Here is a 25,474-nt window from a genome sequence, read left to right on the forward strand (position 1 = left end):
GGCCATTGCAGCGTCGAGCAAATCGGCAGCGAACCGGCAAGGATCGCGACATAGGCGGCGCGGGCTCGTCTTCGTAACCAGCCGCGCCGTCAGCCGGCCGCAATCCAGACCGACTCAATTTCGTATTTTGCGAATATCGTTTGACCCGACGAGGCTGGGCAAGAATTGGGCGTTGGCGGCTTCAGGCTGGAACGAAGCGGCCAATTGGGAGCGGCGGCCGGATATTGGTCCAAAGTGCCTCTGGAGTGACCTGGATGTACTGCAGGAGGGCTGCGAGGATACCTCGGCAAATGACAAGCGTCTTTGCGAGCGCAGCCAGGAACCCGTCAAATCCAAGGATGTTGAGCGCACGGGTGAAATTGTAGCAGAGCGCCATCAGGCTCCATTCGCCGCGGACCTTGTCGAAGCCGCGGACCAGAAAATGACGATAGCCGGCACGGCATTTGAGCGTGCCAAACGGATGCTCGACAATCCCCGAACGACGGCGCATCAGCTCGCCCGCGCCCTGCATCCGTGCGCGGTGGCGTTCGAGAACATCTTCATGCTCCCAGCGACCAATGGTGCGGTAGGTGGTGGTTGGTGAGAGACAGCGGACCTTGAGCGGGCAGCTCCTGCAGGTCACTCCGCGGGCCGCGTAGCGGATCTCGACGCGGCCACTGACGTTCTTTTGCCTGCTCTTGAACGGATGCAGCAGCTGGCCCGCGGGACAGCGATAGGCGTCGATTGCGCCGTCATAGTTGAAGTCCTTGAGCGCGAAGCGGCCTTGCTTCTCGAGCCGCGCGTTAGCTTCGGGCAGCGGCACATAGGCGATGATGCCCTCGTCCTCGCAGGCCTTCAGTTCGACACTGCTGTAATAGCCCTCATCGGCCAGCGCCTGCAGTGTCTCGGCTCCAAGGGCCTCTTTGGCCGCCTTGGCCATCGCAGAGAGCTGTCGAACATCACTGCTGTCGTTGACCACCTCACTCGCGACAATGAGCTTGTGCTTGTCGTCAACCGCGGTCTGCACATTGTAGCCTGCAATGCCCTGACCGTTCTTGACCAGAAGCCGGGCATCCGGATCCGTCAGCGACATTTGTGTCTCGCCACTCTCTTCCAGCCGAGCCACATCGGCCTCGGCACGCGAACGCTTCGCCATCAACGCCGCGACCTTCGCACCGATATCGCCGCCATCTCCTCGGCCATCACCGCCCGCGCGATCCGTCCCCGGCTTCTTGGCCTCTGTTGCATCATTGTCTTCAAGAGACTTGCGGTAAGCCTCGATCTCCTGGTCCAGCCTTGCGATCTGCTCGCCAAGCCGCCTGCGCGTGAAGATGGAAGCCTTGCTGGCGTCGCCCTGGAACAGGGAACCATCAATCGCTACGATCGTGCCGCCGACAAGCCCAAGCTCCCGAGCCAGCAGCACGAAGCTCCGGTTCGTGGCCTTCAGCGCCTTCCAGTTCTCCTTGCGGAAGTTGGCAATCGTCCGATAACCCGGCTTCAGCCCCTTCAGCAGCCAGATCAGCTCCAGATTGCGGCCAGCTTCCCGCTCTAGCCGGCGCGACGACCTGACCTGGTTGATGTAGCCGTAAAGATAGAGCTTCAGCAGATCGGCAGGATCGTACGGCGGCTGCCCGACTTCTTCCGCGCCACGATCCGCGTGGCCGAAGCCAAGCTTTGCAAGATCGAGCGCGCAAACGAAGCCATCGATCGCTCGCACCGGATTGTCCGGCCCGACATAGTCCTCAATCCGCGCTGGCAGAAGACTGGGTTGCTCCCGGCTCTCGCCGGTCTTAAATATGCGATTCGCCATAAGACGAATCCTACATCAACTCTCAAAAAATCCCGTTCTTGCCCAGCCTCGTCGGGCAAAACGGTGGCACTATGCCATGCTGGCCGTTTCGAAAGCGGTCTTCATCGCTGAGGATAGACTGACGTGATCGATGCAGGCCGAAAGACGCTCTTCTTGCTGCTCCTCCTTTTCGCGATCCCGGCGAACGACTGCTCCGCGCAGACACCGCCGCCGCCATTCGACGAACATGCGCTTGAGCGCGTGCCGCCGACGGTCGTGAAGAGATTGGCGACCCGCTTTTCGCTGGGCGCATTCGCCGGCCGCTTCGAGGAGACGCCGCTCGGCGCGGTCCGCGATGCCGTGGGCGAAGGGGCCATCCAACACCAGGGCGACGCTGGAGGTAGCATCTATTGGCTGTGTTATCGGCGCGCGCAGCATCGACTATGGGTCGTGTCCGGAGAGATCGGCGGCACGGACCATCTCGTCACGGAGATCGTTGAAGAGCTCACCGAGAAAGACGTCGGGGCCTCGACCGATTGCGCCATCATTCCGGAAAAGTTCTCGCCCGTCGTCTTCGACGGCAAGCTGCAGTTAGGCATGGCGCGTCAGGCGGTGATCACGGCGTTGGGACCGCCGTCGAAGTCGGAAGCTGCTCAGATGGTGTATTCTCACAGCGGAAAACGCGCGCACGGTTTCGACGAGACTGCATGGCTCATTCTCCGATTTCGTGAGGACAAGCTGGTGTCCATGCGCGGCGGAAAGACCACCACGAATTGAAGTGGCTGCGAGCAACCCGTAGGATGGGTTGAGCTCTTCGCGAAACCCATCGCGCTTGTTTCTTCCTAATGCCACATCACGACCACGTACTGTCGCAACTTCGTTCGAGGCAAATGCCTCTTTACCGTCGATCCGGCGGAACGGAAGCTATCGTCGCTCACGGATCATGTCGAGCTGTTGCGCGCGGCGTTTCGCGAGACGCGCCAACGCCATCTATTCACGATCGACGCCATCGTGGTGTTGACTATCCGGCCGACTGGGCCGGCGATCTGTCGGATGATGGCCGCGATTACGAAGAGCGGTGACCGAGAAGAGATGGGTTTCGCAAGGGCTCAACCCATCCTACGAAGTGACGCTTCGCGACAGCGCGGTCCATCCGGACTGACTACGGGCACCAAACAAAAGGCCCGATCGCCATTGGCGACCGGGCCTTTTCTTTGTCAGCTCTCCGACCCCGCTCAGATCGTCTCCGCCACCAGCGCCTCGCTGTCCACGAGCTCCGTCCCGATCAGAAAATCGCGGCAGCCACGCAGCGAGCGCAGCGCGCGGTTGAAGTCGATGCCGGTCGAGACCAGCGCGTGGAGCGTTGCCGGATTGCGCACGATGCCGCGCAGGACGGCGGCGAGGTCGATCTGGCCGTTCGGCTTGATCGCGGCGCGGGCGATTGCCGGCAGTGCGCGATGGGCGGGATCGCTGATGACGCGGACCGCGGCGAACGGCAGCCCAACCTCGGCAGCATAGGCGGCCGCGATGTGGCTCTCCATGTCGACGGCGAAGGCGCCGGTCTCCGAATGCAGCGCCGCCTTGCAAGACGAGCCCGTGACCACTTCCTCGGCGCCGGCCAGGGAGCCGCGCACGACGCGGCGGCGGCCGGAGGTCAGCTTGTCGATCAGGTCGTCGCTAAGCGACAGGCCGGCGCCCCAGCGGGCATCGCCCGAGAGCACCTCGGTTGCCACCACGACGTCGCCGGAGCGCAAGCTCGGGTCGAGCCCGCCGGCCACGCCGAACGAGATCACGCCGCGAATCGTCTGGGGATCCACCACCGTCAGAAGCGCCCGCAATTGGGTCGGGCTGCTGGACGAGCAGATCACGGCCATGCCAGGGCCGGCCGCAATTCGGGCTTCCTGCACCAGTCCAGTCACGATCAGGATCGGCCGCGGATCAATGGCATTGCCCGCGGTAATATAGTCCCCCGTCCCCAAAGTCACATCCCGACCCCTACCACCCTGCTGTTGGTGTTCCGCAAGTTCCGATACCGCGCCAGTGCCCACAACGGGAAGAACTTTGGGTAACCATGATAACGTAGATAGAACACGCGGGGGAAGCCTGTGGCGGTGTAACGCTGCTCGTCCCACAGTCCTTTTTCGTTCTGTGTTGCAATCAGGTACTCCACCCCGCGGGCGACGGCCGGGTGATCAACCTCGCCAGCAGCCATCAGGGCAAGCAAGGCCCATGCCGTTTGCGAGGCGGTCGAGGGCGCGGCCTCCCATCCCCGGTAGTCGAGCCGGTAGCTGACCGCGTCCTCGCCCCAGCCGCCGTCCTTGTTCTGGATCGAGGCCAGCCAATCGGCAGCCTTGCGCATCATGGGGTCGTTGCGGTCGACGCCGGCCATGTTGAGGGCGCAGAGCACCGACCAGGTTCCATAGATGAAGTTCATGCCCCAGCGGCCGTACCAGGACCCCTCGGGGTGCTGGGTCTTCCGGAGGTAGGCCACCCCGTCGGCGACGTGCTTGCTGGTCTTCTCGGTCTCGCCGAGCTGGGCCAGCATCGAGATGCAGCGCGCGGTGACGTCCTCGGTCGGCGGATCGAGCAGCGCGCCGTGGTCCGAAAACGGGATGTTGTTCAGGTAATATTCGAGGTTGTTGACGTCGAAGGCCGCCCAGCCGCCGTCGTCGCTCTGCATGCCCTCGATCCACTCGCGGCCGCGGTCGATCGCGGCATCGTAGCCGGTCGCACCATGCTCCCGGCGCATGCGGTCCATCGACATCACCACGACGGCGGTGTCGTCCAGATCGGGGTAATGCGCATTGTTGTACTGGAACGCCCAGCCGCCCGGACGCACGTCGGGCCGCTTCACCGCCCAGTCGCCCTTCACCTCGAGCTCTTGCCGCGGGATCAACCAGTCGAGGCCTTGCCTCGCCGCAGGCACGGCCTTGTCGCCGCCGGCTTCCAGCAGCGCGTGGGCGGTCAGCGTGGTGTCCCACACCGGCGAGACGCAGGGCTGGCAATAGGCCTCGTCGCCCTTGATCACGAGCAGCTTGTCGATGCCCCGGCGCGTGATCGCGCGCGGCGGGAACGTCTCGTCCTTGCCGAGCGCGTCATACATCATGACGATGTTGGCCATGGGCGGATAGATCGCGCCCATGCCGTCCTCGCCGTTGAGCCGCTCTTCGGTGAAGGCGAGCGCGGCATCGATCGCGCGCTTGCGCAGGCGTCTCGGAAACATCGGCTCGACCACGCGCAGGATGCCGTCGAGCGCGCGGAACAGCACGAACCAGGCCATGCTCTGGTGCGGCGCCTTGGCAGTCATGCCGATCGAGCGCGGATCCTGCAGGAACAGCTCGTCGATACCGACGCCTTTCGGATTCCTCGCGCGCGGCTTCAGCGCGGCGATCACCATCAGCGGCACCATCGTGGTGCGCGCCCAGTAGGAGATCTTGTTGAGGTGGAACGGCGACCAGAACGGCAGCAGCACGATCTCGATCGGCAGCACCGGCACCGCGCGCCAGGTCACCACGCCGAAGGTCGCGAGCAGGAAGCGGGTGAAGACGTTGCTGTTGATCGCACCGCCACGGGCGTGGATCGCCTCGCGCGCGCGCACCATGTGCGGCGCGGCCACGGAATCGCCGATCATCTTCAGCGCGAAATAGGCCTTCACGCTGGCGCTCATGTCGAACTCGCCGTCATGCACCAGCGGCCAGCCGCCATGGGCACCCTGGACGCGGCGCAGATAGTTGCCGATCTTGGCCTCGAGCGCTACGTCGACGGGCTCGGCGAGGTAATGGCGCAGCAGGATGTATTCGGCCGGAATGGTGCAGTCGGCCTCGAGCTCGAAAACCCAATGGCCGTCGGGCTGCTGGAAGCCGAGCACGCCTTGCGTGGCCGACGCAATGCTCGATTCCAAAGCTTCGCCGCTGGTCGGGTTCACGGAATCCATGTCGCTCGATTGCTCCTGATGTCGAATTGAAGATGACCGGCACATTGCCCGTCGGGGCCGCTTGTCAGGATCCTTTGGCGGCCAGCACCAGATCCGCGGCGCGATCGCCTGACCGGACCGATCCCTCGATCGTTGCAGGCAATCCCGTAGCAGTCCAGTCACCGGCGAGGAACAGGTTTTTCAGCGACGTGACCGGCCCTGGACGCAGGGCGTTCTGCGCCGGCGTTGCCGCAAATGTGGCACGGCGCTCGCGCACGATCTGCCACGGCGGCAGCTCGCCGGAGACACCGCCGGCCGCGCAGACGTCGTTCCAGATCGCCTGCGCCAGTTCCTCGCGCGGCATGTCGACCAGGCGGTCGCCATTGCTGATGGTGACGGACAGCCGGTTCGGGAAGGCGAACAGCCATTCCACCACGCCGCCGATCACGCCCAGGATCGGCGCCGAGCCCGGCGGCGGCGTGATGCGGAAATGCGCATTGACGATGGCGCGGAATTCGGTCGGCGCCGTCAAGCCCGGCAGCAGGCTCGTGGCCGCGCGCGGCGGCACCGCCATCACGATCACGTCGCCAACGCCAAGCTGGACCACGTCCTCGCCGCCGAAGTTCAGCGCGCTGACCTTGCCGTCAGTCGTGACGAACGAGCGCAGCTCATGGCCGAGCTGAACGGTGTGGCCACGCTCAGCCAAAAATTTCACGGCAGGCTCGATCAGCACGGCGCTGAGGCCGTCGCGCGCGATCAGCGGACGGCAGGCCTGCCCGCCGGCAAGCAGCGTCTCGCGCACGATCGCGCCGGCAAGCCCGGCCGAGCCTTCGGGCGGATCGACGTTGAGCGCCGCGAGCAGCAGCGGCTGCACCAGGCGATGATAGAGCGTGCCTTCGCAAGGAATGGACTTGCCGACCAGCGTCTGTTCCGACGCCCAGACCAGCGGCGCCAGCTTGAGATAATCGGTGAGGCCCGTGTCGGGCACGCGGCGACCCTCGTCGAACACCCAGGTCGGCCACCGGCCGGTGCCGAGATCGATCTGCCAGCGCTGACCGGTCTTGATGTCGACGAAGGGAAACTGAGCGCTCTCGGGGCCGACGAGGCCGGCTTCGGTGCCGATCGAGCGCGCGTAGGCGCGCGCGTGGCTGTTGCCGGACAACAGCAGATGATTGCCGTTGTCGATGGTGAGATTGGTGGCGCCGTCGAAATACGAGCGGCAGCGGCCGCCGGCCTGGTGCGTCGCCTCGTGCACGGCGACCTTGTAGCCGGCGTTGGCGAGCCGCACAGCGGCGGAGAGGCCGGAAATTCCAGCGCCGATGATGTGAGCTGTGTCTTGCATCAGATGAAAGCGTAGCGGAGCAGGATCAAGATGCGCGTGACCTTCGACACACGCACCGGCTCGCGCGGCGCGTTGAAGCCGCGCGCGATCAGGAGGTCCAGAATGGAATGATAGTACTTCGACATGATCCGCGGCGCGCGCACCGCGCGGCGCCTGTTGCGGTTCATGATCTCGTCCGACTTCTCGAAATGCGCTTTCGCGCGCTGCGTCAGCGGCAGGCAGACCTTTGGCAGCGCACGCTGGGCGGTCACGCGGTTCGGATCGTCGGAGGTGATGCCGGCATGCAGCAGCGCCTCGCGCGGCAGATAGAGCCGGCCGAGACCGGCGTCCTCGTCGATGTCGCGCAGGATGTTGGTGAGCTGGAGCGCTCGGCCGAGGTGATAGGCGAGCAGGATGCCGTCGTCTTCGGGCAGGCCGAACACCCGCACCGACAAGCGTCCCACGGCGCTGGCGACGCGATCGCAGTAGAGATCCAGCGTCGCCATGTCGGGCGCGCGGATGTCCTGCGGCACGTCCATTTCCATGCCGTCGACGATGGCGAGGAAATCCTCGCGCTTCAGACCGAAGGTCTTCACCGAGGCGACGTAGTCCTTCAGGCGCGGCGGCGGATTGCCCTGATAGAGCGCGTCGATGTCGTTGCGCCACTCCTGGAGCGCGGCGAGCCGCTCGTCGCGCGGGCCGTCGGAATCGGCGATGTCGTCGACCTGGCGACAGAAGCTGTAGATCTGGAACATCGCCTCGCGCTGGTCGCGCGGCAGGATGCGCATCGCAGCGTAGAAGGAGCTGTTCGATGCGGACGAGCCGTAATTGGCGCCGGGCGCGGTCGCCTCAAGCGTCATGGGCAGTCCCCGGATTCGAGATGGCCTTGCGGCCGATCGCACGGCGGCCGATTTCACCGACGATGCCGGCAAGGCTGAAAACGAGCAGCTCGAACTTGTTCAGGTGCACGCGCTCGCGCAAGGGATCGCGCACCTTCAAGAGGCGCACGATGCGATCGGCATAAGCCTGGATCACCGCGACGTCGATGCCGAGGCGGACATCCCGGATCTCGCCGCTCAGCGACCTGCCTTCGCCGAGCAGCGCTTCGTTGCGCACGGCGAGCCCCTGAAGACAGGCCAGCATTGCCGGCGGCGACCGCGCAAGGCCGAGCTGTTCGACCGAGGCGCCGCTTGCGGCCAGCGCATCGCGCGGCAGGTAGACGCGGTTGAGCTCGCGATAATCCTTGCCGCAATCCTGGAGATGGTTGTTGATCTGGAGGCCGGCGCAGAGCGCGTCCGACGCTGCCCAGGTCGCGGTGCTCTCGCCATGGACGTCGAGCATGAAGCGGCCGACCGGCATCGCCGAATAGCGGCAATAATGGATCACTTCGTCCCAGTTTTCGTAGCGGAGCTTGGTCACGTCCATGCGGAACGCGATGAGTACGTCGAGCGCGTGGCGCGGTGCCATGCCGCGTTCGGCGAGCGCACGCCGCAGCGCGACGGCCTCGGCCTGGGTGTCGCCCGTGCCGAGCAGTTCCGCCTCGAGCAGGTCGAGATAGCGAAGCTTTTCGTCCGCCGGCAGGGTCGCGTGATCGGCGATGTCGTCGGCGGTCCGGACGAAATTGTAGTACGCCAGGATCAGGGCGCGATGACGCGGATGAATGATCCAGGACGCGACGGGGAAATTCTCGTCGCGGTCACCTTTGCCGGATCGCAATTCGCTCGCAGAGGTCATCGAGGGCTGATCAACAATCGTTTGGACAGGAAGGGCTTTTGCGTTCGCGCGGGCTCGTGCCGGCGACGCCGCCGCGGCCCCCATATAGGGGAATACGGCCGCAAAACCAATCCTGTCGCGCGATGGCAGCCCTTCCTGATCCGGCCTGAAAAGGCGGCCCCGGGGCCGCCCTTGTGGGCCAGTGGCCGAGCTTACTGGTTATGGTTCTTCAGGACCTGGTCGCAGCCCTGCGAGATCTTGGCCCGATTCTCCTTGAGGCAGGCCAGGATGGTGAAATCGCCCTGGTCGATAACCGGACGGCAGAACTTCTGCACGTCGCGCGTGCAGGCCTTCTGCTCGGCGTCCGTGCCACGCCCCTGCTGGGCAAACGCAGCCGTGGACAGGGTTGCCGACAGCACGGTGAGAGCGACGAGAAGCTTACGCATTGTATTCCTTCATTCTGACGGCAGAATCGCACCAATCCCGGACAGCACAGGGCGGACGACGGGAACGGAATGTTCTGATGGCAAGTTACCGCGGGAAGCGAGCGGTACCGGAGAAGGCCACAAGCGCTGGTAAATGCGGCCAAATTGGTGCCGCACCGACCAAATAAGGTCTTCCCTCGACCTTCATTGGCAGATGTAAGGGTTTGATACTACGTCATAATTCGGACAGGCGGCGTTTTACTGCATACCTGTTGCAGAGCTGCATCTGTCCGGCCGGCCGCCTCGGCCGGAAACACATGGAAACAGAGAGAATCCGGGGCCGGACCCGTGGCAACAGCGCTTTGCGAGCCTGACATCGCGGGCGGTCGGGTTCCGAGCCGGATCCAGCCGCTTGAACCTGAGACAGGCTCGCAACACTAAACTTTCGATGCGGCGAGACCCCTGCAATGCGCGGGCGTCGTTCCAAAACGGGATATTGATGATGAAATTCCTTGGGCGATCTGAACTGGCAATCAAGGCGGCCGGCATTGGTGCGGCGCTGCTCTTCTCAGTTGCGGCGAGCCACGCTCAGTCGTCCGGGCCGTTCGCCGGTTTCGACGGCGCGTGGACAGGCACCGGCACGGTGTCGCTGTCCGACGGCTCGACCGAGCGTATCCGCTGCAAGGCGGACTACAAGGTTGCCGGCACTGGCCTCAGCCTCAAGCAGGCGCTGCACTGCGCCTCCGACAGCTACAAATTCGACCTCACCAGCGACGTGACGAGCCAGGGTGACCGTATCTCCGGCAATTGGAGCGAGGCCAGCCGCAACATCTTCGGCAATCTGCAGGGCACCGCCGGCGGCGGCCAGATCGACGTGTTCGTCGAGGCCAACGGCTTTGCCGCCAACCTGACGCTGCGCACCAACGGCACCAAGCAGACGGTGCAGATCTCCTCCAAGGGCGAGATCCGCGGCGTCAATATCACGATGACGAAGGGCTGATCGCCCTCTCTGCCTCGAAATAAATAAAGCCTCCGGTTTTCGCGAGCCGGGGGCTTTTTGCTGTCGAGAACGTGTCGCCCCCGCTCATATCGCCGGCTTATCCGGGCCCTGAAGCCTGGCGTGCAGATTGATCAGCCACATCGCGGTCGGACGCAGGATGAAGAGGTCGGCGACCAGGGCCGCCACCATCGAGAAGGCGCTGAGCCAGCCGAACAGCCGCAGCGACGGCAGGTCCGAGAAGACCGTGACCACGAGGCCGCAGGCCAGCACCACCGTGGTCAGGATCAGCGCCGGGCCGACCAGCACGGTCGCGCGCTCCACCGCGAGTGCCGAACCGACGCCGGGCTTGCTCTCGAGCCGCAGGCGGTTGAGGAAGTGGATGGTTGCGGACAGGCCAAGGCCGAACGAGACGGTGAGCGCCACCACGCTGGCGAATTGCAGCCCCTCGCCCATCGCCCACAGCACGGTTCCCGACATCACCACCGGGAAGATGCCCGGCAGGATGCAGGCGAACATCACCACCCAGGAGCGGAAGGCGAGACCGATGAAGATCGCGACCAGCGCGAATTCGACGGTGAGGCCGCGGTTCAGCTTCTCGATCATGCCGGCCGAGTTGCGCGCGGCGATGGCGGCAAGACCCGTGACGGCGATCTCGTAGCCGGGATGCTTCTTGCGGACGGCGTCGAGCTCGGTGTCGAGCTTGTCGACGATCGGCAGGAGCTGGCTGGAGTCCTTGTCCGGCACGCGGCCGGCCACGACCACCGCGTCCTGCTGGGCGTCGATGAAGCGCCGCACCAGATGCTCGGGAATGACGTTGACGTATTCCTTCAGGGTCGCGACGTCGTCGCTGCCGGCCTTTTCTGCCAGCCAGCGGCGCAGCGTCTCCAGCGACCAGACATTGCCGACGCCGGCCGCCTTCTCCACGGTCGCGTGGACATCTGCGATGGTTTGCAGCGTCTCCGGCGAATAGAGCGATTCACCCTTGGGGAACTGGATCAGGACGTTGACCGGATTGGCGCCGGTCAGCTTGGCGTCGAGCCGGTTGCTGGCGGCCACCGCCTGACGCTTGTCGGGCACCTGGTCGGCGAGCCGGTAGCGCGGCTGAAGATTGGCGTAGACGACGCCGAGGCTGGCGACGAACAGCAGTGCGATCAGGCTGAACAGGCCGGGCCGGCCGACCATGCGCACCGCGATCCAGTAGCAGAAATTGCGCAGCGCCTGCACGCCGGCATCGGCGCTCTGGAACTTGACCGCAAAGACCTTCTCGTTGCGCACGAACAGCACGCCGAACACCGGCACCAGCGACAGCACCGTCACCAGCGCGATGATGGTCGCGGCGAGCCCCGCCTCGCCGAACTTGCGGATCAGATCCGAATCGGAGAACTGCAGCGCGATGAAGGAAATGCCGGCGGTGCCGTGCGTCAGCACGCAGGCCGGGCCGACCACCAGCACGGCGTTCTTGAACGCGGTGAACTTGTCCTGGCCCGCGATCAGCCGGTCGCGCGCGGCGAAGGTGAGCTGCATCGAGTCCGAGAACGAGATCACCATGATGAGCGGCGTCATCACGTTCAGGAACATGTTGAGATTGAAATTGGCCCAGCCGAGCGCGCCGAGCGCGATCAGGATCGCGATCATCGGCGGAAACGCCGCGACCACCATGAACGAGATCTTGCGGAAGAAGATGATCGCGATGATGCAGCCGGCGAGGATGCCGAGAATGTTGTAGGTGAGGCCGTCGCGCTCGACCGCATTGCGGATTTCGAGCTGCATCACCGGCACGCCGGAGAGCTGCACGCTGAGCCCGGTGTCGCCGAGATCTTCCTTCATCAGCGCGCGGATGTCGCCGACGGTCTTGCCGAGCTTGCTGGAGGCGACCACCTCCGGATCGAGCGAGAGCACGATCAGCGCGAGCGTGCCGTCCTCCGACAGCAGCTTGCCGCGGATGATCTCGTTGTTTTTGACCGTTTCGATGAATCGGTCATAGGCCGCGCCCTCGGGCAGTTCGGCCGGGAACAGCGCGGCCGGCAGCTTGCCCGGCGCCGGCGCTTGGCGCGCCGAGAACAGCGAGACCAGGCCGCGGGTACCCTCGACCAGCTGCAGATCGGTGACGAAGTCGCGCAGCTTCTCGAGGTTATTCCGCGCCAGCAGGGTCTTGCCCTCGACCACGACGAGGACGTCGAATTCCTCGGCCGGGAACTTCTTGGTCACCTCTTCGTACTGGCGGAATTCGCGGGTGTTGGAGCGGAACAGCTGCGACAGCGAATCGTCGATCTTGATCCGCTCGATGCCGAACACGGCACCGACGATCAGCGCCAGCAGGATGATGCAGGAGACGATCGGTGCGCGGACGGCGATCAGCCCGAGACGCTCAAGCCCGAAGGCAATGGAGGACGCGGGCCCCTGTTCGACCTTGTCGACATGAACCTCACTCTCGCTGTGCTTTTCGAGCATGCCTTGTCCAGTTCCTAAATCGGCTCTAGCTGTGAGCTTATTGCGCCGCGCGAACGGCTTGAAAACGCCATACCAATGGGAGGCTTGCCCGTTGAAAATGCGCGGAAAATCGCCGGCAGCGGTTTAGCAGGTCAATCACCCCTCTCGCAAGCACACCGGCGGTCTCCGAATCAATCAAGATGCGGCGATTTTGCTGGAATGCCCGTCATTCGGGCAAAGCCGTGCCAATTCGACGCGGCGCACGGTCGGCACTCTCGTCCTTGAGCGCCACACCGGTGACCTCCCGCGCCAGCCCTTCGCGGACGAGCCAGGCAATCTTGTGGGCCGCCTCGTCATGGCTCAACCCAGCCTTGTGGATGTTCGACACGCAGTTGCGCCCGGCATCGGTCAGGCCGGGCCTTGGCGCGAAGGTCAGATAGGCCCCGAGGCTGTCGGGCGCCGACAGGCCCGGCCGCTCGCCGATCAGCATCAAAACCATGCGGGCGCCGATGATAGCCCCGATCTCGTCGCCGAGCGCAACTCGCGCGCCTGAGGCGACGACGACGTGGTCGATCGCGACAGCCTCGCCCTCGCCCAGCAGCGGCAGCAGGCTTTGCAGCAGCGCGACGGCATGGGCGTGGATCGCGGCGGCCGACAATCCATCGCCGATGACGATCGCAAGCTGGCACGGCGCTGTGATGCCATCCGCCAGCGCCGCAGCGGAAGCGGCATCGAGCTGCCGTCCGAGATCCGGCCGGCGTAGATAATCTGCGCGATCGGCGGCCCGGCTCCTGACCTCGGCGACCGCAAGGCCGAGCGCCCTCACCCCGGCCGCCAGATGCGGCGCATCGAAGACGGCATGCACGGCATCGCGAGCGCGGGCGTGGGCCAGCGTGAAATCGAGCAGCGGTTTTGTCGGCAGGCTCGCGCCGCTCCGCCCAAGCGCGACGCGCGCAGGCGTGAACGATTTCAAGTCGACGGTCGGGCGGGCCGGAACGGGCTTGTCGCTCATTCGGCGGGAACGGACGCTTCGCGCAGCCGGATCGAATAGTTCGAGGCGTTCTGCCTGCCGCTCGTGGCCGCGCGCGCGAAGGTGATGAGATGATGCGCGATCATGGTGCAGCCGATCAGGCCCTCCATGTCACCGCGCCGGAGCCGCCCCAGCGCGAATTTCCAGAACACGCGCCTGTAGTCGCCGAGCACGCCGACCTTCCAGAAGATGTTGCGCAGCATGACGAGGCCGCGCTTGATGTTCGGCCAGGTCTTCATCTCGTCCGGCACCGGCATCTTCAGGCGGTGCACATAGACGTTGTCACATTGATACTGGAAGCGTTCGTAAACCTTCTCGGGCTCGTAGGCCACGCTCATGGCGTGCTTCCAGGATGCGACGACCTCGTCGTAAGGCAACAGGAAGTCGACGTTGGAATCGCGCCCCTCATCGTCGACCAGACGCCCTTCCTTTGCCAGTCGGTCCCACAGGGGCGTCTTCGGCAGCGCCTGAAGCAGGTTGATGGTGAGCAGCGGAATCCGGGACTCCTCGACGAAGGCCAGCAGCGCATCCGACGTGTTCGGCTTGTCGGTGTCGAGCCCCATGATGATGCCGGACACCACCTCCATGCCGTAGGAGTTGATGGTGCGCACGCCTTCGAGGATCGGGACCATCATGTTGTGGTCCTTGTGCATCGCCTTCAGCGCGTCCGGGTCCGGTGTCTCGATGCCGCAGAAGATCGTGATGAAGTAAGCCTCACGCATCTTCTTGAGAATCTCCGGCCGCTTGGCGATGTTGAGCGTCGCCTCGCAGGCAAGCCGCATCACATAGCCGGTCTTCTTCTGCCATTCGATCAGATGCGGCAGCAGATCCATCGCCGCCTTGCGATTGCCGATGAAATTGTCGTCGACGAAGTAGACCGTGTCGGTCATGCCGCATTCGCGCAGGCGGTCGAGCTCGGCGATGATTTGTTCCGGCGCCTTGATACGCGGATTGCGGCCATAAAGGCCGGGGATGTCGCAGAACTCGCACTCATAGGGACAGCCGCTGGAATACTGGATGCTGCCGAGGAAGTAGCGCTTCACGTCGGCGAGCTCATAGGCCGGGATCGGAAACTCCGTCATCGGCACGCGGTCTTTGGTCGTGAGCACGACCTGCTGCTCGGGGCGCGAGGTGTCGCGCGACAGGATTTCGAGCAGCTGATTGGTGGCGTCGCCGAGCTCGCCGACATGAAGATAGTCGAACGAAGGATAGTAGTCGGGGCAGGCGCTGACCGAGGGGCCGCCGAGCGCAACCGGCAGGTCGAACTCATGGGCGCGGCGGCAGATATCGTTCATCTGCTGGCGCTGGATGTGCATGCCGCTGACGAAGACGGCCTCCGCCCATTCGAACTCCTCCTTCGTGGTGCTGCGGAGATTCTCGTCGACGAATTTGACCTGCCACTCCTTCGGCAGATAAGCCGCGAGCAGCAGCAGACCCTGCGGCGGCATGAAGGCGCGGACGCCGTCGGTCAGCGGATAAGCGTGCTCAAAAGTTCCGAACGACGAGGTGTAACGGGGAAAGACACAGAGAATATGCCGGCTCGTTCCGTTGCTTTCAGCGCGCATCGAACTTCCCCCAACCACGTTCCAGGAACGGTACTGACGAGGTCTCCAGACACATAGCGTAACGCTGCAACCGGAATTCCTCAATATTGTGGCACCGAACTAATTCTTGAGACGCGCCAATGGTTTCCCCGGTTCACGCCGGCGCGTGGAAGTTTTTTAGCCGGTTTTCGCGCTACGCGATCAGGCGGGAGGCAAAATCGGGCAACAGGCCTGCGTCACCGGCAAGCCGGAAGTCGGCGCCGGCAATTCCGCTCTGAACCAGCCAGTCGTCGAACTCGGGCGCGCGGGCCGCACCGAAGACCTCGCGCACATAGAGCGCGTCGTGGAAGGAGGTGGACTGGTAGTTCAGCATGACATCGTCGGCGCCGGGGACACCCATGATGAAAGTGACGCCGGCAGCGGCGAGCAGCGTCAGCAGATTGTCCATGTCGTCCTGGTCCGCTTCGGCATGGTTGGTGTAGCAGATGTCGATGCCGAGCGGCAGGCCGAGCAGCTTGCCGCAAAAATGGTCTTCCAATCCCGCCCGGATGATCTCCTTGCCGTCGTAGAGATATTCCGGACCGATGAAGCCGACCACGCTGTTGACCAGCAATGGCGCGAACGCGCGGGCGACCGCATAGGCACGCGCCTCGCAGGTCTGCTGGTCGATGCCGTGATGCGCACCCGCCGACAGCGCCGAGCCCTGGCCGGTTTCGAAATACATGACGTTCTCGCCGACCGTCCCGCGCTTCTGCGACAGGCCGGCGTCGTGCGCCTCCTTCAGCAGTGCGAGGTCGATGCCGAAGCTGCGGTTGGCGGCCTCGGTGCCGGCGACCGACTGGAAGACGAGGTCGACGGGCACGCCCTGCCCGATCAGCGACAACGTCGTCGTGACATGGGTCAGCACGCATCCCTGCGTCGGGATTTTCAGCCGCGCGATGATCTCGTCCAGGAGCCGCAGCAATTGCGCGATCACGGCCGGATCGTCGCTCGCGGGATTGATGCCGATGCAGGCATCGCCGGCCCCGAGCAGCAGGCCGTCGAGGATCGAGGCGGTGATGCCCCTGGCATCGTCGAAGGGATGGTTCGGTTGAAGCCGCGTGCTCATCCGGCCCTTCAGGCCGATGGTGTTGCGGAAGGCGGTCGTGACCCGGCATTTCCGCGCCGCCAGGATCAGGTCCTGGTTGCGCATCAGCTTCGAGACCGCGGCGGCCATCTCCGGCGTGATGCCGGTCGCGAGCTTGCGCAGGGACTCCGGCGTGGCGGCATCCGACAGCAGCCAGTCGCGGAAGGCTCCGACAGTCAGGGAGGCCACGGGCGCAAAGGCTTTGGCGTCATGGCTGTCGATGACGAGACGGGTGACCTCGTCGGCCTCATAGGGGATGACGGCTTCGTTCAGGAACTGACTTAAGGGAACGTCCGCCAGGGCCATTCGCGCGGCGATCATCTGCTCGGCGCTGCCAGCGGCAATGCCGGCCAGCCGGTCGCCGGAGCGCGGCGGCGCCGCCTTGGCGAGCAGGTCGCGCAGGTCGGGGAAGGTGTAGGTCGTGGCGTCGATGGCGTGGCGGTAGACCAAAGGCCCCTCCGGGATTCGTCGGCCAGTGACCGACTCCAAGCGATCTCGAGACTATACCTTCGTATCAAGACGCTGAAATATCTTACCTTTCCTTCGGCCAGGAACGAAGGGGGCCAACCGCCGCGTTAACGCCACGTCCATCTTCATTCTGCATAGTTTTGTATCAATTTCACTCGACCGCGCGCACCGGCCGCTCCCGGCCACTCGGGCCCTGAACACCATGCAAGTCAATCGATCTGGGAATACTGCCGGCCTGGCAGGCCGTTTCACGCTGGCCATCAAGCTCTATGCGATCTTCGCGCTGTTCGCCCTGCTGACGGCGGCGATCGCGATGCTGTCCGACTACAACAGTCGCCGCGGCGCCGAATTGACCAGCGCGATCGAGACGGCCAACGCGGCCGCGCTCAACGTCGAGCGCGTCAACTCGCTGGTCTATGCGGTCGTGATGGAGTCGCGCGGCATCTACATGTCGACCGAACCGGCCGTGGTGAAGAAATACGGCGACGGCCTGCTCAAGCTCAACAATCGGATCCTGGGCGTCGTGAAGGGCTGGGAGAGCATCGTCCAGGCTGACGACGCCGAGCAGTTCGCCACCTTCAAGAAGCGCATCGAGCAGTTCGTCGACTTCCGCAAGGAGCTGGTGCGCCGCGGCGTCGAGATCAATGCCGCCGCGGGGCGCGAATGGGGCGACAACGACGCCAACCGCGCCGTACGCTCGGCGCTGAACAAGGACCTCGAGGCGCTGTCCAAGGTCTATGCCGAGCGTGCAAGGCAGATCACGCGCGAAACCGAGACCAACCGCACCCTGTCCTTCGTGCTGACCTGCCTCGGCGGCGTGGCGCTGGCGCTGGTGGTGATCGGAATCATCATCATCGCCCGCTCGATCGCCCGGCCGCTCGCCGCGATCACCGCGACCATCAAGCAGGTCGCCGACGGCGCCGAAAACGTGGTGGTGCCGCACGCCGGCCGGGCCGACGAGATCGGCGCGCTCGCCCGCGCCATCGAAGTGTTCCAGGACGCGATGGGCCGCAACCGCAACCTCGCCTCGCAGGTCTCGCAGGACTCGGCCGCACGCGAAGAGCGCGCGCGCCACATCGAGCACTCCGTCGAGGCGTTTCGCGAAGCGATCGGCGCGATCATGCGCGGCCTCAGCGACAACGCCTCGGTCATGCGCGAAACCGCGCAGACCATCACCCGCGTCACCGCGGATGCGAGCGGGCGCGCCGGCATGGCGGCGAACGCCAGCGAGCAGGCCTCGCACAACGTCACCGCGGTCGCAGGCGCCGCCGAGGAGCTCTCGGCCTCCGTCGAGGAGATCGGCCGGCAGGTGCGGCAGAGCGCGGGCGCGGTCGAGCAGACCGGCCAGCGCACCGAAAAGTCGATCGCCGAGATCGAGAGCCTCGCCGCCGCCACGCAGCGCATCGACGGCGTGCTGACCCTCATTCAGACGATTGCCGAGCAGACCAATCTGCTTGCGCTCAACGCCACCATCGAGGCCGCCCGTGCCGGTGAGGCCGGCCGCGGCTTTGCCGTGGTCGCCCACGAAGTCAAGGCGCTCGCAGGCCAGACCGCGAAGGCGACCGCCGACATCAGCGAGAACGTCGCGATGATCCAGTCCTCCACCCGCAACGCGGTCGATGCCGTGCGCGAGATCGGCGGCGCGGTGCGCGAGATCAACGAGGTCACCTCGGCGATCGCAGGCGCCGTCGGCCAGCAGGACCAGGCGACGCGCGAGATCTCCTCCAATGCGCAGAGCGCAGCCCTGGGCAACGAGACGCTGGTCGCCAACATCACCTCGCTGCGCGATGCCATCGGCGAGACCGACACGGCGGCGACGTCCGTGCTGACGGCGGCGAGCAGCCTGACCGCGACCGCGGACACGCTCTCGCGCGAGGTGGAAAAGTTCTTCCAGGACCTGCGCGCGGACAGCCGCATCGCCAAGGCGGGATGACGGCGCGGCCGCCGCTGACAAGGCTCGGGCCGGGCGCGCAAACCGGAAACGCGAAAACAACCCCATGCACAGTAGGCGAGGCGAGCCTTTTCAAGGGCTCGCCCCGCGCATGGGGGCCTTACGGATTTTACGAAATAAACTTGACCCGTCGGGCAAAACACCGGCATGATGTCACCATGACGATGGCGCGTTTTTCGCACCCTGCCCCGCCGGTCATTGGTCCTGATACGATCGATCGACCAATATCCTGACACGGCCGACGTCCTCGGCCTCGCGATAGCGACTGAGCTCCGCACGGAGCTCCGGGTCTGTGTTGGCCCAGGCCAGCCAATCGAACGGAAATGAACTCAGCAGATAGGTATCCACGAGGATGATGTTCGGGCGCCCCTTGCGTATGTCCTCCAGCAAATGCCGCCGCTCGAACTTGATGATGCCGTCCAGCCTGGCGCGCTCGGCGTCCGCCAGCTGCGAACTGCTCTCGCGCAGCATTGCGCCACTCGCGAGCAGCTGCGCGCCGCAGGAGCTGCCGACCCAGGCGCCGCCGATTTGACGCACGAGCGGATGGCTCAGCCCGACATGGTCGGTGATCGTCAGCAGCCGCGGATGCTTCACGAGCGCCTGGATACGCTCCGCCAGCGGCGGAAACCCGGGGGACGGCGAGGACAGATAGGCCGCGATGAGGACGATCGCCGCAGCGCCGCCAATCGCCACTGACTTCCGCAATGTGCGGGTGCTGACCTGCAGTAGCGGCGCCGCAATCGCGAATGTGCACAACCCGAAAGCCATATAGGGCCAGCTCTTGCCTTGAAGCAGCAAGGTCGCGGCTCCGCCAATCGACGCTGCGAGCCACGGAGTTGCATCGCCCGTGATCCTGAATTGCCGCGGAGCCAACAGGCGCAGGAACGCGATCGAAGCGCCGATCACGACGATCGGGAGAGGAAGCAGGCCGCCCAGCCCCTTCCTGATCGGCAGATACGCCTCGGCCACCATCGGCGCATAGAGGGAGAGATAGTCGGCAAAGACGGTCGCGACGATCGCGCCGTAGCCGATGACGACGATCGCGGCGCTGCACGCTTCGGGGGTCAGCAACGGCCTGAGCGAGCGCTGGCGGACGACACTGGCGATGATCGGAAGTCCGACCACCAGCGCAAAAAAGGGCTTGATGCTCATGGCCAGCCCCGCCCCAAGTCCCGCGACGACCGCCGTCCGCCCGGGACCGAGACCGCGCCGGCGCAGCGCCGTGACGGCGACGAACGGGGTCAACGCCACGACCGCGATGTGTTCACGCTGTCCGAATACGGCGCCGGGGAGAAGCGCGAGCAGGAATGCGAACGACCACAGGAAGAGAGTTCTCTCTTCCATTCCCAACTTGGCTGCGACGTTTGCGCGGTCGACCACAATGAGCGCGACGACGATCTCGATGACGACCAGAATGATCACGACCAGTTCGGGTGCGACACCGATGGATCGCGCAAGCCACGCTGCCGGCATGTACATGTAGACCGACAGCGGCGGATTCAACTCGAACAGATCAATCCCGAGCTTTCGGCCGTCGAGGATCTTTTCGTCCAAAGTGAGCAGGCAGGCCAGATCCGCGTTGAGGACGAGCGGAATCTGGACGAGCGCGGCCGCCAGGACAATCGCAGCTGCGACCATCCATTGCCGCTTCATGTCGAAATTGCTTGCTGGCGTCCCCAGAGTCCCGGCTCCTCTTTGCGGCGCGGTTCAAAACCGTGCGGCGGGACGTACGGTCGTGCGGATGTCGATCCCAGCAGATGGCGATCGCCTCCATTCTCAGCCCGGAGCCGTTACTATTGTCCTACGATGCCTGAAGGCGGTGCCATCGCCAGTGGGTCGGATCGGCGAACCTGCCCGGTCCCAAATATCCACCGGCGAAATCACGTGCTAGCCTGTTTGGAAACGCCAGGCCCTATGAGGCCGCGGCAGACGATGGGTGAAAGCACGGCTCGATGAGCAAGACCAATCGCGTGTTGTTTCTCTGCACCGGCAATTATTATCGAAGCCGCTACGCCGAAGAGATATTCAATCATCACGTCAGGCTCGAGGGATTGGGTTGGAGTGCCTTCTCGCGGGCCGTCGCTGACAAACTCTCGCCTGAAAATAGAGGGCGGATCTCGCCATACGCGTTGATTGCCCTGCAAGCGAAAGGCATCGCGCCTGATGGCGCGGAGCGTGATCCGATGCTCTGCACGCTCGGCGACTTTGCCAATGCCGAACTCGTGGTCGCGCTGAAGGACGCCGAGCATCGCCCCATGATCGAGCGCCGCTTTGCCGGCGTCGCCGATCGTGTCGAATATTGGGACGTCGACGATATCGAGGACCTCGATCCACCAACGGCGCTCGGCAGGATCGACGATCTCGTCGGGTTGCTGATCGGGAGCCTGCAAAGCCGCAAGCCGTAGCGCAAACATGGGCGCTTGAAAGTGCCTCGACAACGAAAAGCCCCGGCACGTGGGCCGAGGCTTGCGATCCAGCCCGCGTACATCCGGCGAACCAATCGTCGAAGCAGAGACTAACTGCGAATCTTGAACAGATGATGACGGAGCTCGCCGCCGACAAAATGTCGCGCCCAGCGGAACTCCATCACTCCGTCGCGTCGCAATGGATCGATCTCAAAGCCAACGACCTCAGAGCATCATGGAGACGATGGCGATCAAGCCGATCGCCGTCAGCCCCCACACCAGCGAATGCAAAGCCCACGGTCGCATTGTTGCACCCCGCACGCATGTTCCTGCCAACGACAGGAAACGCCCGGCCGCGATGCGTCACTTGAGATAGATCAATGGCCGAAGATGAGCGCGGAGACGGCAGCCACGGTGAACGCACCGGCCGCAACGACGACGACACGTATGATCAACTCGTTGCCCATACTCAAGAAGTTAACTTAGGACAGGCAGCAAGTCTGTGCAGTTTGTGCCAAAATGGCAATTGGGGACATCGCGGGAACGAGGTTTTCGTGCGCCGCCACGACTAGGTGGGCGAGGACGCCAGCCTATTTTGGCAGGCACTCCACGTTATAGGCGATGATGATCTGACTGGGGTCGGCCTTCCCCAGGCTCTTCAGATCCTCAAGACCGCTCTTCAGCCTGGCACCCGCCTGGCCCAAGCTCGCCTCCAGCGCCGACTTCGCCGCCTTGCACCGCTCTTCGTTGGTGGTGAATTCCTGGAACACCACGGTCGGCAGCAGACGCCATTCCGCCCTATCATTTGTTGCGGCGGGACTGACCGAGTAGGAGAACACGTACATCAGGACCCACATGATGGGCTCCGGAACGATGCGAACGGAAAAGCGCATAGCGCCATCCCGCGCTGTCGCCTCGTTGATCCAGATCAACGAATGTTCAGCCAACCGGCCCCGGCGTCCAATCGTGGCCGGCCAGCGGCCTGACGGTGACGTCGGGAATGACGCCCAGCTCCATGCTCGGATCGAAATGGCGCATGGTCCGCTCGTTGAGATCGATGATGCGGCCGGGCCTGAGCGGCCCCACGTCATTGATCTTGACGATGACCTTCTTGCCGACGGCCTCGACGAGCGCAAATTTCGGTGGCGCCCCGAATTGGACCCCGCCAAATTTCTGCCGCAGGCTCGTCTTGATGGCGGCTGTCCAGACCTCGGGATCATAGCGCTCGCCGGAGGCTGTCTTCGGGCCGCCCTCCTCCTTGCCGGGCTTGAACGGATTGTAGGTGGATGCTGCGCCAACGATCGCATCGCCACAGGCGGCATCGACGACGGCGCTTGAATGATCCCCACTTGTTTCACTACGGGCAATTGTCACAGATACGACAAGCGCAACCAGGGCGCCGCAAATTGCGGCGCTCGTGCGGAACACCATCAGATCTCCTTTGATTTTTCGTGCGGTTCCTGATGCCGCAGACCTTGGCCAAGCGAACGCGTCGGCGTTTTTGAACTTGTGCCAGTCTCTTGCGAACTCGCGCCAACCCCTGGGCGCGGAACCATTGCGAGAACCTGAGTGGCCCCGCGTGCTTTCGTTGTCGCTGTCTAAGACAGAGAATGAGTCAGCAACATGACCCGTGGATTCACGGGTCTCTGTCCCCGGATTCTTACACGTTCAACGATGAGGCCGTTGTCCAATGTCCGCGTAAGCCGCAATGGCGCGGAACCTCAGGAGATGTGCATGCGATTGTCCTGCAACGGGAGGCTCTAGCCTCCGATCACGCCACCGCGCTTGATCAGATCCTTGCCGACGGCGGCGAGATGCACCTGGTCGGGGCCGTCGCCGATGCGAATGAAGCGGGCATAGACATAGGCACGCGCGAGGAACGTGTCCTGCGAGACGCCGGCGGCGCCGTGGATCTGGATGGCGCGATCGATGACGCGGGCGGCCATGCTGGGCACCACGATCTTGGCCGCGGCGATCAGATCGCGCGCGGCCTTGTTGCCCTCGCGGTCCATCTTGTCGGCGGCCTGCAGCGTGAGCAGGCGCGCCTGCGCGATCTCGCAGAAGGAATGCGCGATGTCCTCACGCACCGATCCCTGCTCGGGGAGCGGCTTGCCGAAGGCGACGCGCGAGACCGAACGCCGGCACATCAATTCCAGCGCGCGCTGGGCGCAGCCGATCAGCCGCATGCAATGATGGATGCGGCCGGGACCGAGCCGGCCTTGCGCGATCTCGAAGCCGCGGCCTTCACCGAGCAGGATGTTCTCCGCGGGCACGCGGACGTTCTCGTAGACGATCTCGGGATGGCCGACCGGCGCGTCGTCATAGCCGTAGGTGAGCATGTCCCTGATGATGCGGACACCGGGCGTGTTTCGCGGCACCAGAATCATCGATTGCTGGCGATGGCGATCGGGATCGTCAGGGGCGGTCTTGCCCATCACGATCAGGATCTCGCAATCCTCGTTCATCGCGCCAGAGGTGAACCATTTGCGACCGTTGACGACGTAGTCGTCGCCGTCGCGCGTGATGGCGCACTGGATGTTGGTGGCGTCGCTGGAGGCGACCTGCGGCTCGGTCATCGAGAAGCCGGAGCGGATGCGTCCCTCCAGCAGCGGCTTCAGCCAGCGCTCCTGCTGCGCCTGGGTGCCGTAGTTCGCCAGCACCTCCATGTTGCCGACATCGGGAGCGGAGCAATTGAAAACCTCCGGCGCCCAGAGGATGCGCCCCATGATCTCCTTCACCGGCGCGTATTCGAGATTGGTCAGGCCCGGACCGTGTTCGCCTGACAGGAACAGGTTCCAGAGCCCCTGCTCCCGCGCCAGCCGCTTCAAATCCTGCAGCACAGGCGGGGTTTTGTAGCGCGCGGCTTCCGGCTTCACCTGCTCGTAGTAGAGCTCCTCGACCGGCTCGACATGCGTCTGCATGAACTGGCGCACGCGGGCCTGAAGCTCCAGCGAACGGGCAGAGTGTTGAAAGTTCATTGTGTCCTCCTCTTGAGCAACCGGCGACATAGGTAACAGATCAAACCGACGACATGGGTAACACAATTCTCGTTTCGTTCAGGTCTGTTGTTGTTGGGGCTGTGGACCCTGGGGGCAACGCGCAGCGTTGTCCCCAAGTCCACGGCCTTTGCGTTTAGGGCGTCGCAGTTCGTCTGCATGGTGAGCGATGGTGCCGAGCGTGATCGGGCCGTAGCTGACTATCCAGCCATCTTCAGCTTCAGCCAGGCCGACCGGCTCACCCGCCAGAGCTGCGGTGATGTAGATGAACTTGCCGTCGAGTTTGATCTCTCCGTTGTGCCGAACCCGGCGCACCTCCCGATCTCCATACTCCGGCGAGCGCAGGATGCCGTCGAAGCGTCGCGGTGAAGCTCGATAGCGCTCGGCCGGCGTCGCATCGTCGAGTGACTGGTGCGGACGTTCTTCGTTGTAGAGCCGCTGGAAGCTGCGTAGTCGCTTCAGTTGTTCGCGCATGCTGTGCGCCGGCGGATTGGCCACATCCTGCAACAGAGTGAGATGCATGCGCTCGTGACGGCCGTTCTGCTGCGGCTTGCCCGGGGCAATGCGTTCCGGCGTCACGCCGGCCTTGATCAGTTTCACCGACAGTTGCGACAGCCCGCCCGCGCCGGTCGACGCAAAGGGAGAGCCGTTGTCCGACCGCAGGTAACGGGGCAGCCCGAACTCGCGGAAGGCCGCATCCAGCACCGGCCAGACATGGTCGGTATCCGTCCGGGAGAGGGCCTGGCAGCGCAACAGGTAGCGGCTATGAGCGTCGGTCAACGTCAGCGGTTCACACCGCTTGCCGTCGCCGGTCAGGAACCAACCCTTGAAGTCGATGCACCAGACGTCGTTGGCGGCCTCGCAACCGGCAAACGGCGCACTCGATGGCGGGCTACGCCGGCGCAGCTTGCGCTTCACCGTCAACCCCTCGCGGTCGAACAGCTCCCCGATCGTGCTCGTCGCCGGCCAAGCCGTTTTGGGCGCGGCGCGCTTCAAATAGGCCCGAACCTTCCTCGGCCCCCAGGTCGGATGTGCCCGACGCACCTCGAGGCAGCGCTCCGCGACCTTCGGGACAATTGCTTGCGGATGATGCGCCGGCGCTCGCGAACGGTCGAGCAGACCGGCAACCCCTTCCTCTTCGAAGCGCGCCAGCCACTTGTATCCAATCCGGCGGCTTACATCGAACCGCCGGCAGATCGCGGCAAACGACTCCTCGCCCTTCTCAACCGCCACCATAAAGCGCATCCGCTCTTCCACGGCACAGGTCTCCTTCCAACCCATCGGCAGGGTCCTCCCTGCCGACAGTTGACCTGTTACCCATGTCGCCGGTCTATTCTGTTACCCATGTAGCCGGTTAGGACCCTCTTCCCTTCTCCCCTTGTGG

Annotated in this window: 21 protein-coding genes; 5 read left to right on the top strand and 16 right to left on the bottom strand. The window is 64.3% G+C overall.

Going from position 1 to position 25,474, the window contains the following annotated elements:
- Positions 1 to 181: 181 nt before the first annotated feature.
- Positions 182 to 1,789, bottom strand: coding sequence for an IS1182 family transposase (locus XH90_RS24435; RefSeq protein ID WP_194476866.1), 1,608 nt, complete (start codon positions 1,787 to 1,789; stop codon positions 182 to 184).
- Positions 1,790 to 1,912: 123 nt separating this feature from the next.
- On the opposite strand from XH90_RS24435, the gene XH90_RS24440 reads away from it, so the two are divergent.
- On the top strand, positions 1,913 to 2,545 hold the full coding sequence (locus tag XH90_RS24440; RefSeq protein ID WP_194476867.1) for a hypothetical protein: 633 nt from the start codon (positions 1,913 to 1,915) through the stop codon (positions 2,543 to 2,545).
- A 458-nt stretch (positions 2,546 to 3,003) separates the two neighbouring features.
- On the opposite strand, the gene XH90_RS24445 is transcribed toward XH90_RS24440, so the two are convergent.
- From XH90_RS24445 to XH90_RS24470, 6 genes are all read right to left on the bottom strand, one after another.
- Positions 3,004 to 3,753, bottom strand: a complete 750-nt coding sequence (locus tag XH90_RS24445; RefSeq protein WP_194476868.1) for a phosphorylase — start codon at positions 3,751 to 3,753, stop codon at positions 3,004 to 3,006.
- The gene (gene shc / locus XH90_RS24450; protein WP_194476869.1) at positions 3,750 to 5,702 is read right to left on the bottom strand and encodes a squalene--hopene cyclase; all 1,953 of its coding nucleotides are present in this window, start codon (positions 5,700 to 5,702) and stop codon (positions 3,750 to 3,752) included. The genes XH90_RS24445 and shc overlap by 4 nt, the downstream gene beginning before the upstream one ends.
- A 64-nt stretch (positions 5,703 to 5,766) precedes the next feature.
- Entirely contained in the window at positions 5,767 to 7,023 is a 1,257-nt protein-coding gene (gene hpnE, locus XH90_RS24455; protein WP_194476870.1) for a hydroxysqualene dehydroxylase HpnE, read from the bottom strand.
- Positions 7,023 to 7,862, bottom strand: coding sequence for a presqualene diphosphate synthase HpnD (gene hpnD / locus XH90_RS24460; protein ID WP_194476871.1), 840 nt, complete (start codon positions 7,860 to 7,862; stop codon positions 7,023 to 7,025). The genes hpnE and hpnD overlap by 1 nt, the downstream gene beginning before the upstream one ends.
- A complete protein-coding gene (gene hpnC / locus XH90_RS24465; protein WP_194476872.1) occupies positions 7,852 to 8,736 on the bottom strand; it encodes a squalene synthase HpnC in 885 nt (294 codons plus the stop codon). Before hpnC ends, hpnD begins: the two co-directional genes overlap by 11 nt.
- 191 nt (positions 8,737 to 8,927) lie before the next feature.
- Positions 8,928 to 9,161 (bottom strand): hypothetical protein, encoded by a 234-nt coding sequence (locus XH90_RS24470; protein WP_194476873.1) that lies wholly within the window; start codon positions 9,159 to 9,161, stop codon positions 8,928 to 8,930.
- Positions 9,162 to 9,642: 481 nt separating this feature from the next.
- Here XH90_RS24470 and XH90_RS24475 point away from each other — a divergent pair, with 481 nt between their 5' ends.
- On the top strand, positions 9,643 to 10,140 hold the full coding sequence (locus XH90_RS24475) for a hypothetical protein (protein WP_194482792.1): 498 nt from the start codon (positions 9,643 to 9,645) through the stop codon (positions 10,138 to 10,140).
- A gap of 84 nt (positions 10,141 to 10,224) precedes the next feature.
- On the opposite strand, the gene XH90_RS24480 is transcribed toward XH90_RS24475, so the two are convergent.
- The 4 genes from XH90_RS24480 to XH90_RS24495 form a co-directional block, all read right to left on the bottom strand.
- On the bottom strand, positions 10,225 to 12,591 hold the full coding sequence (locus XH90_RS24480; RefSeq protein ID WP_194476874.1) for an RND family transporter: 2,367 nt from the start codon (positions 12,589 to 12,591) through the stop codon (positions 10,225 to 10,227).
- 205 nt (positions 12,592 to 12,796) lie between these two features.
- The gene (gene eutC, locus XH90_RS24485) at positions 12,797 to 13,582 is read right to left on the bottom strand and encodes an ethanolamine ammonia-lyase subunit EutC (RefSeq protein ID WP_194476875.1); all 786 of its coding nucleotides are present in this window, start codon (positions 13,580 to 13,582) and stop codon (positions 12,797 to 12,799) included.
- On the bottom strand, positions 13,579 to 15,165 hold the full coding sequence (locus tag XH90_RS24490) for a B12-binding domain-containing radical SAM protein (protein WP_194476876.1): 1,587 nt from the start codon (positions 15,163 to 15,165) through the stop codon (positions 13,579 to 13,581). The genes eutC and XH90_RS24490 overlap by 4 nt, the downstream gene beginning before the upstream one ends.
- Positions 15,166 to 15,337: 172 nt before the next feature.
- Positions 15,338 to 16,720: an ethanolamine ammonia-lyase subunit EutB gene (locus tag XH90_RS24495; protein ID WP_194476877.1), complete on the bottom strand. Its 1,383-nt coding sequence runs from the start codon at positions 16,718 to 16,720 to the stop codon at positions 15,338 to 15,340.
- A 220-nt stretch (positions 16,721 to 16,940) separates the two neighbouring features.
- Here XH90_RS24495 and XH90_RS24500 point away from each other — a divergent pair, with 220 nt between their 5' ends.
- Positions 16,941 to 18,671, top strand: coding sequence for a methyl-accepting chemotaxis protein (locus tag XH90_RS24500; protein WP_194476878.1), 1,731 nt, complete (start codon positions 16,941 to 16,943; stop codon positions 18,669 to 18,671).
- A gap of 213 nt (positions 18,672 to 18,884) precedes the next feature.
- On the opposite strand, the gene XH90_RS24505 is transcribed toward XH90_RS24500, so the two are convergent.
- Positions 18,885 to 20,342 carry a hypothetical protein gene (locus XH90_RS24505; RefSeq protein WP_194476879.1) on the bottom strand — a complete coding sequence of 486 codons (1,458 nt, stop codon included), beginning with the start codon at positions 20,340 to 20,342 and terminating at the stop codon, positions 18,885 to 18,887.
- Positions 20,343 to 20,641: 299 nt separating this feature from the next.
- Here XH90_RS24505 and XH90_RS24510 point away from each other — a divergent pair, with 299 nt between their 5' ends.
- Both XH90_RS24510 and XH90_RS24515 read left to right on the top strand, forming a co-directional pair.
- Complete coding sequence (locus tag XH90_RS24510; RefSeq protein WP_194476880.1) at positions 20,642 to 21,094, top strand: low molecular weight phosphatase family protein; 453 nt, start codon at positions 20,642 to 20,644, stop codon at positions 21,092 to 21,094.
- Between the two features lie 380 nt (positions 21,095 to 21,474).
- Positions 21,475 to 21,666, top strand: a complete 192-nt coding sequence (locus XH90_RS24515; RefSeq protein ID WP_194476881.1) for a hypothetical protein — start codon at positions 21,475 to 21,477, stop codon at positions 21,664 to 21,666.
- Between the two features lie 18 nt (positions 21,667 to 21,684).
- Here the strand turns inward: XH90_RS24515 and XH90_RS24520 are convergent, their stop codons facing one another.
- The 4 genes from XH90_RS24520 to XH90_RS24535 all read right to left on the bottom strand — a co-directional run bounded on the left by XH90_RS24520 (position 21,685) and on the right by XH90_RS24535 (position 25,371).
- Positions 21,685 to 21,987, bottom strand: coding sequence for a hypothetical protein (locus XH90_RS24520; RefSeq protein WP_246755577.1), 303 nt, complete (start codon positions 21,985 to 21,987; stop codon positions 21,685 to 21,687).
- A gap of 46 nt (positions 21,988 to 22,033) precedes the next feature.
- On the bottom strand, positions 22,034 to 22,525 hold the full coding sequence (locus XH90_RS24525; protein WP_194476882.1) for a septal ring lytic transglycosylase RlpA family protein: 492 nt from the start codon (positions 22,523 to 22,525) through the stop codon (positions 22,034 to 22,036).
- Positions 22,526 to 22,854: 329 nt separating this feature from the next.
- On the bottom strand, positions 22,855 to 24,072 hold the full coding sequence (locus XH90_RS24530; protein WP_194476883.1) for an acyl-CoA dehydrogenase family protein: 1,218 nt from the start codon (positions 24,070 to 24,072) through the stop codon (positions 22,855 to 22,857).
- Between the two features lie 78 nt (positions 24,073 to 24,150).
- A complete protein-coding gene (locus tag XH90_RS24535; RefSeq protein WP_371748261.1) occupies positions 24,151 to 25,371 on the bottom strand; it encodes an integrase core domain-containing protein in 1,221 nt (406 codons plus the stop codon).
- Between the last annotated feature and the right edge of the window lie 103 nt (positions 25,372 to 25,474).

This window comes from Bradyrhizobium sp. CCBAU 53338 (assembly GCF_015291665.1).
In the GTDB taxonomy this organism is placed as follows: Bacteria; Pseudomonadota; Alphaproteobacteria; order Rhizobiales; family Xanthobacteraceae; genus Bradyrhizobium.